Origin of the sequence: Pseudobacter ginsenosidimutans, from assembly GCF_007970185.1 — a bacterium.
Classification (GTDB): Bacteria; Bacteroidota; Bacteroidia; order Chitinophagales; family Chitinophagaceae; genus Pseudobacter; species Pseudobacter ginsenosidimutans.
The window spans coordinates 6,719,018-6,733,409 of the sequence record NZ_CP042431.1 but is presented as its reverse complement, the minus strand read 5'-3'; the positions used below and the strand labels follow the sequence as shown (position 1 = coordinate 6,733,409).

The 14,392-nt window shown below is 47.6% G+C and carries 14 protein-coding genes; 8 read left to right on the top strand and 6 right to left on the bottom strand.

Features of this window, described 5'->3' with window-relative positions:
- Positions 1-22: 22 nt before the first annotated feature.
- From pgi to FSB84_RS26345, 5 genes are all read right to left on the bottom strand, one after another.
- Entirely contained in the window at positions 23-1,675 is a 1,653-nt protein-coding gene (gene pgi / locus FSB84_RS26365) for a glucose-6-phosphate isomerase (protein WP_130540826.1), read from the bottom strand.
- Positions 1,676-1,902: 227 nt separating this feature from the next.
- Positions 1,903-2,931 (bottom strand): threonine aldolase family protein, encoded by a 1,029-nt coding sequence (locus tag FSB84_RS26360; RefSeq protein ID WP_130540825.1) that lies wholly within the window; start codon positions 2,929-2,931, stop codon positions 1,903-1,905.
- A gap of 826 nt (positions 2,932-3,757) precedes the next feature.
- The gene (locus FSB84_RS26355) at positions 3,758-4,195 is read right to left on the bottom strand and encodes an META domain-containing protein (RefSeq protein WP_158644129.1); all 438 of its coding nucleotides are present in this window, start codon (positions 4,193-4,195) and stop codon (positions 3,758-3,760) included.
- 65 nt (positions 4,196-4,260) lie between these two features.
- Positions 4,261-4,689: a YqaE/Pmp3 family membrane protein gene (locus FSB84_RS31285; protein ID WP_207234227.1), complete on the bottom strand. Its 429-nt coding sequence runs from the start codon at positions 4,687-4,689 to the stop codon at positions 4,261-4,263.
- A 120-nt stretch (positions 4,690-4,809) separates the two neighbouring features.
- Complete coding sequence (locus FSB84_RS26345) at positions 4,810-5,112, bottom strand: YtxH domain-containing protein (protein ID WP_130540823.1); 303 nt, start codon at positions 5,110-5,112, stop codon at positions 4,810-4,812.
- A 218-nt stretch (positions 5,113-5,330) separates the two neighbouring features.
- Between FSB84_RS26345 and FSB84_RS26340 the strand changes: the two genes are divergently transcribed.
- Positions 5,331-6,746 carry a sensor histidine kinase gene (locus tag FSB84_RS26340; RefSeq protein ID WP_130540822.1) on the top strand — a complete coding sequence of 472 codons (1,416 nt, stop codon included), beginning with the start codon at positions 5,331-5,333 and terminating at the stop codon, positions 6,744-6,746.
- Positions 6,747-6,895: 149 nt separating this feature from the next.
- Here FSB84_RS26340 and FSB84_RS26335 read toward each other — a convergent pair whose 3' ends face one another.
- Complete coding sequence (locus tag FSB84_RS26335) at positions 6,896-7,741, bottom strand: dienelactone hydrolase family protein (protein WP_130540821.1); 846 nt, start codon at positions 7,739-7,741, stop codon at positions 6,896-6,898.
- Between the two features lie 71 nt (positions 7,742-7,812).
- On the opposite strand from FSB84_RS26335, the gene prfB reads away from it, so the two are divergent.
- The 7 genes from prfB to coaD all read left to right on the top strand — a co-directional run bounded on the left by prfB (position 7,813) and on the right by coaD (position 14,391).
- Positions 7,813-8,902, top strand: a protein-coding gene (gene prfB, locus FSB84_RS26330; RefSeq protein ID WP_394367088.1) for a peptide chain release factor 2 whose coding sequence is annotated in 2 segments (ribosomal slippage) — positions 7,813-7,860 and positions 7,862-8,902 — 1,089 coding nt in all. Because the reading frame shifts where the segments join, the coding sequence is not laid out codon by codon here.
- A 32-nt stretch (positions 8,903-8,934) separates the two neighbouring features.
- Positions 8,935-10,566 carry an L-glutamate gamma-semialdehyde dehydrogenase gene (pruA, locus tag FSB84_RS26325; protein WP_130540819.1) on the top strand — a complete coding sequence of 544 codons (1,632 nt, stop codon included), beginning with the start codon at positions 8,935-8,937 and terminating at the stop codon, positions 10,564-10,566.
- Between the two features lie 175 nt (positions 10,567-10,741).
- Complete coding sequence (locus tag FSB84_RS26320; protein ID WP_158644128.1) at positions 10,742-11,323, top strand: porin family protein; 582 nt, start codon at positions 10,742-10,744, stop codon at positions 11,321-11,323.
- 315 nt (positions 11,324-11,638) lie between these two features.
- A complete protein-coding gene (locus FSB84_RS26315; protein ID WP_130540817.1) occupies positions 11,639-12,217 on the top strand; it encodes a porin family protein in 579 nt (192 codons plus the stop codon).
- Between the two features lie 147 nt (positions 12,218-12,364).
- The gene (gene pyrR / locus FSB84_RS26310; protein ID WP_130540816.1) at positions 12,365-12,907 is read left to right on the top strand and encodes a bifunctional pyr operon transcriptional regulator/uracil phosphoribosyltransferase PyrR; all 543 of its coding nucleotides are present in this window, start codon (positions 12,365-12,367) and stop codon (positions 12,905-12,907) included.
- 26 nt (positions 12,908-12,933) lie between these two features.
- The gene (locus FSB84_RS26305; RefSeq protein ID WP_130540815.1) at positions 12,934-13,875 is read left to right on the top strand and encodes an aspartate carbamoyltransferase catalytic subunit; all 942 of its coding nucleotides are present in this window, start codon (positions 12,934-12,936) and stop codon (positions 13,873-13,875) included.
- A gap of 24 nt (positions 13,876-13,899) precedes the next feature.
- A complete protein-coding gene (gene coaD, locus FSB84_RS26300; RefSeq protein WP_130540814.1) occupies positions 13,900-14,391 on the top strand; it encodes a pantetheine-phosphate adenylyltransferase in 492 nt (163 codons plus the stop codon).
- The last annotated feature ends 1 nt before the right edge of the window (position 14,392 follow it).

Sequence of the window (14,392 nt, the reverse complement as noted above, 5' to 3'; positions counted from 1 at the left end):
CGGTAAAATAGCAATTTAATTGCTATCCCCGCATTTTTTTGAAAGCATTGATCAGCCCGTTGGTGCTGGAATCATGAGATGCCACAGGCTTATTGTCTTTCAATTCCGGAAGGATGGCATTGGCCAGTTGTTTGCCCAGTTCAACACCCCATTGATCGAAGCTGAAGATATTCCAGATCACGCCCTGCACAAAGATCTTATGCTCGTAAAGAGCGATGAGCTGTCCCAATGTATAGGGAGTGATCTTTTTGATCAGGATGGAATTGGTGGGCCTGTTGCCGGAGAATACTTTGAATGGCAGCAGGGCCTTGATCTCATCATGACTTTTTCCCGCTGCTGTGAGTTCCTTACGCACAATGTCTTTCGATTTACCATTCATCAGCGCCTCCGTTTGTGCAAAGAAGTTAGATAACAGTTTCGTATGATGATCTCCGATAGGATTATGACTGATGGCGGGCGCAATGAAATCGCAGGGGATCATCACTGTGCCCTGGTGGATCAACTGGTAAAAGGCATGCTGGCCATTGGTGCCTGGCTCGCCCCAGATCACAGGTCCGGTTGCATAGTCGACTGCTTTGCCGCGACGGTCGGTGCTCTTGCCATTGCTCTCCATATTGCCCTGCTGGAAATATGCTGCAAAGCGATGCATGTACTGGTCGTACGGCAGAATGGCTTCGGTTTGTGTACCGAAGAAGTCAGTATACCAGAGACCGATCAGGGCCATGACCACAGGAATATTCTTATCGAATGGTGTATTGCGGAAATGCAGGTCGGTTGCATGAGCACCGCGCAACAGCTGCTCGAAATGATCGTACCCGATAGTGAGCGCAATGCTGAGACCGATGGCGCTCCAGAGTGAATATCGTCCACCAACCCAGTCCCAGAACCCGAACATATTTGCCTTGTCGATACCAAATTTCACTACTTCCTTTTCATTGGTGGAGAGAGCAGCGAAATGTTTGGCCACATGCGCTTCTTCGATGGCGGATCTCAGGAACCATTCACGCGCGGTGAGGGCGTTGGTCATTGTTTCCTGTGTGGTGAATGTTTTGCTGGCCACCAGGAACAGGGTTTCTTCGGGGTTCACTTTTTTCAAGGTTTCGGCGATATGCGTGCCATCCACATTGGATACGAAGAAGGGCTCGATGCCTTCCATCCAGAAAGGTTTCAGCGCTTCGGTAACCATATAAGGGCCGAGATCGCTTCCGCCGATCCCGATATTGACGATGTATCTTATTTTCTTGCCGGTATATCCTTTCCATTCACCACTGTGCACTTTAGCACAGAAGTCCTGCATCTGTTTTAATACGCGTTGTACTTCGGGCATCACATTCTTGCCATCGGCCTTCACCGGTTTGCCGGAGAAGTTGCGCAGGGCGGTATGCAGTACGGCGCGGCCTTCTGTTTCATTGATGGCCTCTCCCGTGAACATTGCTTCGATGGCAGCTTTCAGCTCGCTTTGCAAGGCGAGCTCTTCCAGTAGCGACAAGGTTTTGTGCGTGATGCGGTTCTTGGAATAATCAACCAGGATATCTTCCAGTTGCAATGAAAACTTATTGAATCTTTCGGGGTCCTCTGCAAACAGTTCCCTGATCTGGACGTCTTTTATTTTTTTGTAATGCGTGTTCAGTTTTTTCCACACTTCGGTACGCTGAGGTTTAATTTTCGGTAGCATCTGGTTAGAATTATGGTCAAAAATAAAGTGCTTTCAATATTCTTTACTTATCAAGTCGTAGGTGTATACACGTAGGTTGAGTAAATACTGTTTCTTAAATATTGCGGTCAGGCGAAAATCCCTTCTCTTTACATAGTTACAATTTTTACCCTACGTATTTCCCCTAAACCCTGCAACCTACGTGAATGAGGTAAGGATCGGGCAGCGAAGAGCTGTCCGATTCTCGTTTATAGGTCATCCAACTTCAAATTTCGTATAGTATCCACCGTTATAGCGGCCATTTCAGGCGTAATGCCCAGGTGCAGGACCATCCTGATCTGAGTAGGAGATACAGGTAACGCGAGGATCTGTTTTGCTTTCAGCAGCTCCGTGATCTGTGCCGGCTTCCAGGGCGCTTTGATTTTTGCGATCACGATATTGGTGCTCACGGGTAAAAGACTCTCCACGTAATCTGTCTGCATCAATGCTGCTCCGATCAATTGAGCATGGTTGTGATCTTCGGCCAGTCGCCCGATATGATTGTCCAGCGCATAAAGTCCTGCTGCAGCCATATAACCAGCCTGCCGCATGCCACCACCCAACACTTTCCTGATCCTTCTTGCCCTGCGGATAAAATCTTTACTGCCCATCAATACACTGCCTATCGGGCAGCCCATCCCTTTATTGAGACAAACACTGATACTATTGAAAAGGTGACCGTAATCACTGGCAGCCTGTTGCTTCGCCACCAGCGCATTGAAAAGCCTGGCGCCATCGAGGTGCAAGAGGAGCCGGTGCTGATCGCAAACCTCGCGGATGCGCCGGATCTCTTCCAGATCGTAGCAACTGCCGCCTCCGCGATTGGAAGTGTTTTCCAGGCATACCAGGCTGGTTCTGGCCTTGTGCACATCATCCGGATTGATGGCAGTTGCCACCTGCTCAGCCCTGATCCTTCCATGGTCGCCTTCCAGTGTGCGCACCTGCGCCCCTGAATTGAAAGCAATGCCGCCGCCCTCATAAATGTATACATGGGCGGACTGCTCGCAGATCACTTCATCACCCGGTTGTGTATGCGCTTTAATACCGATCTGGTTACTCATAGTGCCAGTTGGACAATAAAGTGCCGCTTCTGTATTAAAGAGACTGGCCATGCGTTGTTCCAGGAGGTTTACGGATGGGTCTTCACCAAAGACATCGTCGCCCACCGGGGCCTTCATCATGGCTTCCAGCATGCCCGGGGTAGGTAAGGTGAAGGTGTCGGAACGGAGGTCGATCATGGAAAAAATATTAGGGTACGAATGTACACATTGGAATTCGCAATCCAATTGCCGGCATGTTACGTATTTAGAGTGGAGCGGGTGGTGCCGCTCCGAAACCAGCGCTTCTCAATACCCGAAAAAGAAAGTTTGATCCGTTCCCGGAAACTGCCGGTCCCTCATTGGTGGGCGACCGGCTTTTTGTTTTTTTGGTGGGGGCCGGCGGGGGAATATGATCTGCGGCTGATGAAACAAACCGGCGCGGGAGAATTTTGATGAGGCTGTGGGGAAGAGATTAGGCGGAGGTAATACTATGGGACTTTTTCGCTTATGTTTCATAGGCCGCGATTCATATTCCCTCCGGCGGCCCTGGCACTCAGTGAAGGCAAAAAAATAAGACTAAAAACATAAAGCATATGCAAATAGGATGGGCACAATGATGTCCCGTCTTGGGGAGGAAATGATCAATTCTTTTTGGGCTAATGGAGTGGCCGCTGGCGCTGCTTCGGAGCGGTGGGGAAGGGGGATGGGAACAAGTGCATCAGCGAAAGTAATGGCGGTCAGTTTTGCATGATGATTAAACGGAAGGTTGATGATGTTGATAAGAGATCTAGAAAAGGAGATAATGTAAGTCCATTATGCAGTATTCTATCCTTCCAATATTGTATTTAAACTGCTGCACATTCGGGGGCCATAAGCGAAGGGGTATCTCATTCAGGGCCTTGAAAATATAAGCGATGAAATTGAACAGAATTACTTCCGCCCGATCTCTCCTTACAGAAGAACATATATATTCTCCCGCGTTGGTTTATTTTCCAGACCTGAATGAGACCCCCTGAGCGAAAAATTATTTTGGTATCGTTCGGGATGCTTCAAACTTCGCCAGCGTATCCGCTCCTTTCAGCAGTGACAACCACTTTCCCTGGATAAAGTATCCATCGGTATTATTGATTGACTGCATCAATCCATCTTCTACTTCCATAGCTCCCTGGCAGAACATTTTGGTACTGGCCACTCCGTTGAATTTGAGTGAGGAGCCATTCAGGCTGTAAGACCCGAAGTACCTGTTGCATCCGCCGCTTCCATACACTCTTCCGGTATCCAGTTGAAGAGTCACTTCCTTTGGAGTTTTTGGCAGATCTCCGGTGATGGAGCTGAGGCTTGTGAGCTTCCAGGATGTGCCTTCCAGTTTGTGGTTACCGCCGGTGGTGTTCATGCTGTTGCTGCATGCTGCCATCAATAGCGTTACCGCCATACCGGATAAGGCGAACGATAATTTTTTCATGCATTTGTATTTACAGGTGAAAGATGTTTTTGAAGTCATCTTTCTACGGTATGGGATGCGTGAAATTATACTGCATCAAATACTACCAGTAATGCATATACAACACCAGGGATCCAGAAAAGCAGGGTGAGGATAAGGCTGATCCAGAATTTGCTGTTGATCTCACCTTCTTTCAGGTATACAGCCAGCGGTGGAAGCAGGATAGCCAGGATGGCCAGCAATACCTGGTCAGTTTCTGCAGCTTTGCCGGCGCGTTTGTCTGCCTTGTACTCTTTCAGCATCTTTTTGGCATCCTTCAGTCTTTCTTTCCTTTCCTTGCGGGGAAGCGCCCTGAATGATTCCATGGCTGCTTTTACTTCAGCAGGTGTTGGTTCCGTGGACCCGGGTACAGAAACGGGAACAGGCTCAACAACAGCAGAGGCAAGAACAGGAGTAGTAATGGTGGTGAGTGCAAGCGCTGCACATACGAAAAGACGAGAGTTGAGTTTTTTCATAGTGTTTTATTTTGTGATAATTAGAACACAATGTTAATGATTTTGTAATTAGCAAGCATAAAAAAAGCTACCGTCTGTTTACACAAACGATAGCCTATAGCTTTTCGGTTACTGCTGACGTTACAGCGTAGCTTGTTCCCTGATATTGTTGCCACTTGCCTTGGTTGCTTTGATCAATTGAAGTACTCTTTCGCGTACATCCTCCTTGAGCCCTGAGATCTCGGAGGAGAATACATCTTTCAATTCATCCAGTTCGTCGGCAGACGCTCCAATCAAACGGTTGAACTTTTTCCTCAATGCACCAGCGCCATCGGCGATCTTCTGACGCGTTTCCGCTCCCGATGCGGGGGCACACAACATTCCGATGGCCACTCCCGCCAATACCCCGGTTAATGTGCCGAGCATAACTTTTTGTGTACTCATAGCTGCTTATTTAAATGATGAATAATACAAATGGGCGATACCTGAATTTTTTTCAAGAATCCTGCCAGAACGGTCCGGGCTATTAAAGGGGAATTAAATCTGTTACAGCAATTTACATATAATAATTGTACAACGCTTTTCCCGTCTTTCTTTTCATCGAAATAAAACAAGCTTCCGGACGTTACTGTTTCCGTTCAATATCCTGAAAACTACTTTATATGCAAACCCGCGGCCAGGCTCTGATCAGGCAATGGAAACAGCTCCGGTCACTGGGCGTTACCGCCGGTATGGACGATTATGAACGGCGCAAGCTGATCATTTTCAACCAGCTCAACTGTATCAGCATGCTGGCAGGACTGATGCTGGTCTTTGCCGGACTGCTGAGCAATCAGCACCTGCCACCCCTGACCTGGTATGTGGCCCTGGCCCCGCTGCTTATCTGCACCCTCGTGCTCTGGCTCAATCAGGAAAATCATTACCGCTACGCCCGCTTTGTCTATTTCGGTTTATACCCCCTCGTAACCTGTATCGTATATCTCGGGAAAGTAAATGTAGGAGTGGGACTCTTCTTCCTTTTGTATGTGGTTACTGCGGTTTTCTTTCTTCAAAGAATGGTAAGCATGGTGTTCTCCTTCCTATGGAGCAGCAGTTGTTACCTATTAGCGGTTGTGGTTCCCCGTGAGTATTACTTTCAATTGTCGGAGATCAGCTACTGGGTATATGCATTCAATCATATCCTGGCGCTGGGATTCATTTTTTATGCACTCTTCCTGATCAAACAGGAACATCTCCGTTATCAGTATACGCTGATGATGAAAAGCCGCGAGCTGCATCAGCAGAACCTGGCCATCGGCAAACAAAAACGTGAGATCGCCGAAAAGGCTGCACTCCTTGAAGTACAAACCAAAGAGCTCACAGAGCTCAATCAGATCAAAACAAAACTGTTCTCCGTGATCGCCCATGACCTGAAAACGCCGATGTATGCCCTTCGCAATCTCTTCCTCAGCATGCAGCAGGCAAAGCTTTCCGCCAAAGAGATCAAAGAAATGATACCCGGTATAACCAATGAAATGAATTATGTGACCAGCCTGATGGAAAACCTGCTGCTCTGGGCCAGGGCGCAAATGCGGCAGGAAACGGTACAGCCGGAAATGCTGGACCTTCATCATATGATCGATGAAACGGTAGCCCTGCTTCGCCTGCAGGCGGACAACAAAAAGATCTGGCTTGAAGCCAGCCTGCAGCAACCGGTGTATTGCTATGCCGACCGTGAAATGATCAGCCTGGTATTGCGCAATATCCTCTCAAATGCCATCAAGTTCACGCCAGCACACGGAACCATCTGGGTGAGCGCTACTGAACATGCAGCTGTTGTGGAAATTGCCGTTCAGGATACAGGTATAGGCATGAGCGAAGAAGCGATCGCGCAACTGTTCGGAGATTACTATTACACTACCCGCGGCACCAACAGTGAAACGGGAACGGGGCTGGGATTGAAACTGTGCAGGGATTTCCTGGAAAAGAATGGAGGAAGTATAAAAGTGAACAGCAATCCGGGAGTCGGAAGTACTTTCTCGGTTATATTACCTCGTTATGAAACAGTAGAGCAGGAGCAGGAAGTGCAGTATGCATAAAATAGAAAAGGATATGAAAACCGGCGGTCGGGATCATTCAAAAAAAAGCTGAAAACGGCCTTCTTTTTTTGTCCAATGCACAATAGAAATTATCCATTATGCCGGTGATCTTTCCCTGATCTTCCTATCCTTTTCCGGATAATTTTTGTTTATTTCAATACTGATTTGAAGAAGTCTTGCATGTCTTTCCATGATGCCGTATCAGCTGCAGCATTGTAAGCGATCGGCATATTGAATTTCTTTCCATTTTCAGTTGCGTCCGGATTTGTGAAAGCGTGCAGTGCGCCGGGATATTGTTTGAAAGTGTAAGCAGCACCCACTGAGTCCAGTTGCTTTTTGAAAGTAGCGATCTGCTCAGCAGAAACGAAAGTATCAGCTTCGCCATTGGCTGCAAAGATCTTTGCTTTGGTAAGCCCTTTCCGGGGAACTACACCGCCTTCAAGTCCGCCATGGAAGCTCATTACACCTTTAAAATCCGATCCGAGCTTTGCTGCATTCAGTACCATCGATCCGCCGAAACAATAGCCTATGGCTGCCAGCCGTGCGGTGTCTGTAACGGCATTGCCTTTCACCACTGCAGCCGCAGCTTCGATGCGTCGTTGCGCTGCTTTGGGATCTTTATACCAGGGCATCGCATATTCCAGGGCTGTCTTTGGATCTTCCGCCACCTTTCCCTTTCCATACATATCCACTGCCATGGCGATATAGCCGAGCTTAGCCAGTTCACGCGCTCGCATTTTCGGATATTCGGTAAGGCCCCACCATTCCGGAACGATCAGTACGGCCGGGCGTTTGGTGGTGGTGCTTTCGTTGTAGGCAATAAAGCCGTTTAGGGTATCTTTCCCATCTGTATACACAACTGACTCTTCTTTGATCACTGGAGCTGCGGGAGTAATTTTAGTGGCTTCGCCTTCTCCTTCTTTTTTGGAATTGTCTGCGTTGTTGCAGGCGGCAAAAAATGATGCGGCTGCAAGCAGTAAAACGTAGGTCTTCATGATATGTGTGGTTGAAGGGTGAAGTTCGGAAAAAGTCCGCAATCGGTTAGTTTTTTGTAACTTGCGCCCCTATGACACAAGAACAAATCAAGGCTATGAGGGACCGTATTGTGGTCCTGAGGAGGTTTCTTTGACGTCGATAACAGACGTGATAAGATCAACCAGGAAAAACAATTGAGTTTATCTCCCGGATTCTGGGACGATAACAAACGCGCCACAGAGATTCTCAAGAACATCAAGCAGAACGAATACTGGGTAAAGTTGTATGAAACAACTGTTACCTCGGTAGAGGATTTTGCCGTGCTCTTCGATTTCTGGAAAGCCGGTGAGGCAACGGAGGAGGAAGTCCGCGTTGCGCACGATGAGGCGATCAGTCATCTCGAAGATGCAGAGTTCAAGAGCACGCTCAATCAACCTGAAGATGAACTGCCTGCCGTGCTGCAGATCAATAGCGGCGCCGGTGGAACAGAGAGCCAGGACTGGGCCGAAATGCTTGCCCGCATGTACCGCATGTATGGCGAAAAGCAGGGCTGGTCCGTTACCGAGCTCGACTGGCAGGATGGTGATGGCGCAGGCATCAAGAGCGCAACGCTCCAGTTTGATGGTCCATTCGCCTATGGCTTCCTGAAAGCCGAAAGCGGTGTTCACCGGCTGGTGCGCATCTCTCCGTTCGACAGCAATGCCCGCAGGCATACTTCTTTCGCCAGCATCTATGTGTATCCGTTAGTGGACGACAGTATCGAAGTGGAAGTAAGTCCCGCCGATCTTGAATGGGAATTCTACCGATCTGGAGGTAAGGGTGGTCAGAACGTGAACAAGGTGGAAACCGCTGTTCGTCTGAAACATATTCCCAGCGGGATCATCGTGGAATGCCAGAAAGCACGTACACAGGGTGAGAACCGGGAAATGGCTTTGCAGATGTTGAAGAGCCGTCTCTACGAAGAAGAACTGCGCAAGCGCGAAGCATTGAAGAATGCGGCCAATGCCAACAAGAAGAAGATCGAGTGGGGCAGCCAGATCAGGAGCTATGTTTTCCATCCTTACAAAATGATCAAAGACCATCGCACCGACTTCGAGGTGGGTAACGTGCAACCCGTGATGGACGGGGATCTGAACGGATTCATCAAAGCATACCTGATGATGGAAAAGGAAACTGCATAACTACTATTGCTCACAAACAAAAACTACATGATATGAATCTTGGATATTTTTCATACCCTATGCCAGCGAATGAGCCGGTATTGAGCTATGCTCCGGGTTCCCCGGAAAAAAAGCGACTGAAAGAAGTTTTGGCAGAGCTGAAAAATACACAGGCTGATATCCCAATGTATATCGGTGCAGAAGAAGTGCGCAGCGGCAAGAAAGTAGCGCTCCGCCCACCTCATGAAACTGCCCATACACTGGGACATTTCCATGCAGGAGACGCCAGCCATGTTACCAAAGCCATCGACGCAGCCCTCGCTGCCAGGGAGAGCTGGAGCAACCTGAGCTGGGAGAACCGCGCCAATATCTTCCTGAAAGCAGCTGACCTGATCGCAACGAAATATCGTCCATACATGAACGGTACTACGATGCTCGGTCAAAGCAAGAATGCTTACCAGGCTGAGATCGACAGCGCCTGCGAGCTCATCGATTTCCTTCGTTTCAATGTTCACTTCCTGAGTGAGATCTACCGTCAGCAGCCGATCAGCGCGCCCGGAATCCACAACAGGCTGGAGTTCCGTCCACTCGAAGGTTTCGTGCTGGCCGTAACGCCTTTCAACTTTACAGCGATCGGCGGTAACCTGCCCACATCTGCAGCCATGTGCGGCAATGTAGTGGTTTGGAAACCTGCCAATACACAGGTATACGCTGCGCAAATGTTCATGCGCATTCTGAAGGAAGCAGGTCTTCCCGATGGTGTGATCAACCTTATTTACGTGGATGGTCCAACAATCGGAAGCGTTTGCTTCAGTCACAGGGATTTTGCCGGCGTGCATTTCACCGGTTCTACAGGTGTGTTCAACAATATGTGGGAAACCATCGGTAAGAACATGCACAATTACAAATCCTATCCACGCATCGTGGGTGAGACCGGTGGTAAGGATTTCGTGCTCGCACATAAGAGTGCTGATCCGAAAGTGCTGGCCACTGCCTTGCTGCGCGGCGCTTTTGAATACCAGGGACAAAAATGTTCCGCCGCTTCACGCGCTTATATCCCTTCCAATATCGCGGAAGAAGTGAAGAAGCTGCTGGTGGATGGTATCAATAGCTTCAAGATGGGTACAGTGGAAGACTTTACCAACTTCATCAATGCTGTGATCGACGAAAAGAGCTTCGACAAGATCAAGTCTTATATCGATAATGCAAAGAATGATGCCAATGCATCTGTGCTGGTTGGCGGAAACTGCGACAAAACAAAAGGATACTACATTCAACCTACCGTGATCGAAGCAAAGGATCCGAACTATGTGACCATGTGCGAAGAGATCTTCGGACCTGTACTTACTATTCACGTGTACGATGCAGAACAGTTTGAAAAAGCGCTGGAGCTGGTAGATAATACTTCTCCTTATGCCTTGACCGGTTCTATCATCGCGCAGGACAGGTATGCTGTAGAACTCGCTACCAATAAGCTTCGTAACGCGGCTGGTAATTTCTATATCAACGATAAGCCAACTGGCGCGGTGGTAGGTCAGCAACCATTCGGCGGAGCAAGGGCCAGCGGCACCAACGATAAAGCTGGTTCTATCCTCAATCTCTATCGCTGGTTGAGCGCAAGGACCATCAAGGAAACTTTCAACCCTCCGGTTGACTACGGTTATCCTTTCATGTTGGAAGCATAAAATTTTTTATCGAAATAAAATTATCAAGAGCGCTTCATGCGCTCTTTTTTATGCAATAACTGTTCTGAATACACGAAAGAAAAAAATGCAGGTTAACAAATCATTACGAACAATTTGTTTTGCTGACCGTTATGTTTGCACATCATTATCAACGCCCCTTTTAAATTTTCACATTATGAAGAAGGTATTGCTCTCTCTTATTTGCTTAGCCTCTATTGCTACTGCTTCTGCACAATTCAGCCTGGGTGCGAAGGCTGGTGCACAGCTCACTGATTTCCGCGGCGGATCTTATTTTGCAGAAGACTCCAAAATGAAAGTTGGTTATTATGGTGGCGCTTATGGTCGTTATCATTTTACTAAAACCATGGCTGCGCAAGCGGAAGTATTGTATTCTGCACAAGGTGCAAAGATCGAAGATGGAAGTGATGATTATAACCACAACCTCAATTACATCACTGTGCCTGTAATGTTCCAGTACCATTTGCCAGTGGGTCTTTATTTTGAGACTGGTCCCCAGATCAGCTTCCTTACAAAGGCTGAATTGAAAGATGGTGACGACAAACTGGACGTGAAAGATGCAACCAAGAAAACAGATTTTGCATGGGTTGCCGGCGCAGGTTACAAGATCACTGAAGAAATTGCGGTGAATGCCCGTTACAATTTTGGTATCTCCGATATCAACGATACAGAGATGGGTGGAAAAGCGCATAATAACGCTATTCAACTTGGTATAAGCTGGAAACTTTTCGGTAAGTAATAAGTTGGCATCAATTGATTTTTGAAAATGACTGAAGTGAATGCTTCGGTCATTTTCTTTAGTATGAAATAAAATTCCCATTTCGGCGTTGCGTCTTGTTAATAAGATGCAGTACTCCCTGAAATGCAGCTTAGTAGCAGGTTTAAAGATGTGTGTAAAAATGGGAATTTGAAAGATGGCATGAAAATTTCAGCTATACATAAGGTGCAATAAGTTGTACGATTCATATCTGCACTATATGTTTGCACCCGTAAATGAAAACGGAATCTTTCTGTAAGCATTTACAACTAGTCAATAAACTAAACAAGAAGAAACATGAAAAGGATTTTTTTGCTGCTTGCATTTGCCGGAACTTTTGCTGCAGCTAATGCTCAAACAAAAATTGGTTTAAAAGGTGGTTTGAACGTAGCCGACTGGGGCGGAGAAGATGCTGATAACATTGATGCAAAGATCGGATTCCACGTAGGTGGTTATGCAAATTTTAAAGTTGGCAATAAATTCAGCATCCAACCTGAATTGACTTATTCTACTCAGGGTGGTAAAATTGATCGTCCTGGTGATGATACAAAAATCAGGTTCAATTACATCAACATCCCTGTGATGGTAAAATACGAACTCATTCAGGGGTTGAATGCACAGTTTGGTCCTCAGTTCGGTTTTGCAGTTTCCAGGAAAACAAAAACAGGAGATGTTACTGTTGATGTAAATGATGCATACAAAGGATTCGATCTTGGTCTTGGTATCGGCGCCAGCTACGAATTCCCATCCACTCCGGTAGGTATCGATGCCCGCTACATTTTCGGTCTGAGCAGACTGGATGATGATGGCGATGCGAAGCTGTTCAACCGCGTATTCCAGTTAGGTATTACTTATACACTCTGGAGCGGAAAATAATTTTCTGAAAATAATTCGAAAGTGAAACCTGCACAGGTGCGTTACAGCATCAACGGCAGGTTTCGCTGTTTTATGGATGCAAAGCAGCCGTTCCAATAATTTGGCGTTATTTTGCCTCTTTGAAGTATTTTTATAAAAATTTCGGGTTTGAAAACTGTATTGAACGAGCAGCAACTGGCCATTACCATCAAGAGATTAAGTCACCAGATCCTGGAGAACCATACCAACCTGGAAAATACCGTACTGATCGGCATTCAGCCGCGTGGTGTGTTTGTGAGTGATCGTGTGGTGCAGGAGATCCGTCAAATAGTGCCTCCCGGCACCGTGCAGTATGGAAAGCTGGACATTACTTTTTACCGTGATGACGTACGCAGGGAATTGCATGTTCCCAATCACACCGATATATCTTTCAGCATCGAGAACAAGAATGTAATCCTGATAGACGATGTGCTGTATACCGGCCGTACCATTCGCGCCGCGCTGGACGCCCTGCTGGATTTTGGCAGGCCCGCAAAAGTGGAACTCTGTGTGCTGGTTGACCGTCGCTTCAGCAGGCAGTTGCCCATACAGGCCGATTACGTAGGCAGGTCCATCGATTCCATCATTTCCCAGAAAGTGAAAGTGTTCTGGAAGGAGAAAGATGGAAAGGATGAAGTTGGCCTTCTCGGAGGCCCTGATGGCATGTATTGATTTTTCCTTTAACTTCGCCCCCTGAAATGCGACTTTCTGTAAAACATCTGCTCGGTATCAGGGATCTAACCCGCGAGGATATTCAGATTATTCTAGACACTGCCACAGAATTCAAGGAAGTGTTACAGCGCCCCATCAAAAAGGTGCCTTCTTTGAGAGATGTGACAATTGTGAATTTATTCTACGAGAATTCCACCCGTACAAGAATCTCCTTTGAGCTGGCCGAAAAAAGGCTCAGCGCCGATACCATTAATTTCACCGCTTCCGGTTCTTCTGTTTCCAAAGGCGAAACCCTTCTGGATACTGTCAACAACATCCTCTCCATGAAAGTGGATATGGTGGTGATGCGTCACAGTGCAACCGGAGCGCCCCATTTTCTGGCCAAACATATTCCCGCAGCCATCATCAATGCCGGCGACGGTATCAACGAGCACCCCACACAGGGATTGCTGGATGCTTTCTCCATGCGTGAAAGACTGGGAAAGCTGGAAGGTTTGAAAGTGGCCATCATTGGTGATATCATGCACTCCCGCGTTGCGATGAGCAATATGTACCTGCTGAAAAAAATGGGAGCAGAAGTGATGGTGGCCGGGCCGCCCACACTGATCCCCAAACATATCCAGGAAGCCTTCGATGTACGCGTGGAATACAATCTTAGAAAGGCGCTGGAATGGTGCGATGTGGCCAATGTGCTGCGCATTCAACTGGAAAGACAGAACCAGGTGCTCTTTTCTTCATTGAGGGAATACAACCTGGCCTATGGAATCAATAAAAGACTGCTCGAAAGCCTCAATAAAGAAGTGGTGATCATGCACCCGGGTCCCATCAACAGAGGAGTGGAACTGGATAGTGATGTGGCAGACAGCGGGCAATCGATCATCCTGAACCAGGTAGAGAATGGTGTGGCCGTGAGAATGGCTGCCCTGTATCTGCTTTCGGGAGGAAGGGATGTGCCTGCGGCATCCTGATTTGCTAAACTTTAATGCATTGCCATGCAAAGAATCGCTTTGTTCCCCGGAACCTTTGATCCTATTACTATCGGTCACCTTGATATTATCAACCGTGCATTGCCGTTATTCGACAAGCTGGTGATCGGTATCGGCCGCAATATCAACAAAGTGCCCATGTTCTCCGAGGAGCAGCGTCTTGGCTGGATCCGCGAGATCTTCAAGAACGATCCCAAAGTAAGTGCAGTGGTTTACGAAGGCCTCACTGTTAGCGCCTGCCAGCAGGTAGGAGCACAGTTCATCCTCAGAGGTATCCGTTACGTGAACGATTTCGAATATGAAAAGGCGATTGCAGACATGAACCGCAGTCTGGACCAGAATATCGAGACCGTTTTCCTCACCTGCCTTCCCCAATACACTTCCGTAGCCTCTACACTTGTACGTGATGTACTCAAAAATGGAGGCGATGTAATGCAGTTCCTTCCCAAAGAAGTAGCGGCAAGCATCAGCCAGCAGCCTGTTAAGTCTAAAAGCTAAG

Bases quoted from the DNA above. Each gene is read 5' to 3' on its own strand.
- pgi (WP_130540826.1), bottom strand. From the start codon at position 1,675: ATGCTACCGAAAATTAAACCTCAGCGTACCGAAGTGTGGAAAAAACTG.
- FSB84_RS26360 (WP_130540825.1), bottom strand. From the start codon at position 2,931: ATGATCGACCTCCGTTCCGACACCTTCACCTTACCTACCCCGGGCATG.
- FSB84_RS26355 (WP_158644129.1), bottom strand. From the start codon at position 4,195: ATGAAAAAATTATCGTTCGCCTTATCCGGTATGGCGGTAACGCTATTG.
- FSB84_RS31285 (WP_207234227.1), bottom strand. From the start codon at position 4,689: ATGAAAAAACTCAACTCTCGTCTTTTCGTATGTGCAGCGCTTGCACTC.
- FSB84_RS26345 (WP_130540823.1), bottom strand. From the start codon at position 5,112: ATGAGTACACAAAAAGTTATGCTCGGCACATTAACCGGGGTATTGGCG.
- FSB84_RS26340 (WP_130540822.1), top strand. From the start codon at position 5,331: ATGCAAACCCGCGGCCAGGCTCTGATCAGGCAATGGAAACAGCTCCGG.
- FSB84_RS26335 (WP_130540821.1), bottom strand. From the start codon at position 7,741: ATGAAGACCTACGTTTTACTGCTTGCAGCCGCATCATTTTTTGCCGCC.
- pruA (WP_130540819.1), top strand. From the start codon at position 8,935: ATGAATCTTGGATATTTTTCATACCCTATGCCAGCGAATGAGCCGGTA.
- FSB84_RS26320 (WP_158644128.1), top strand. From the start codon at position 10,742: ATGAAGAAGGTATTGCTCTCTCTTATTTGCTTAGCCTCTATTGCTACT.
- FSB84_RS26315 (WP_130540817.1), top strand. From the start codon at position 11,639: ATGAAAAGGATTTTTTTGCTGCTTGCATTTGCCGGAACTTTTGCTGCA.
- FSB84_RS26305 (WP_130540815.1), top strand. From the start codon at position 12,934: ATGCGACTTTCTGTAAAACATCTGCTCGGTATCAGGGATCTAACCCGC.
- coaD (WP_130540814.1), top strand. From the start codon at position 13,900: ATGCAAAGAATCGCTTTGTTCCCCGGAACCTTTGATCCTATTACTATC.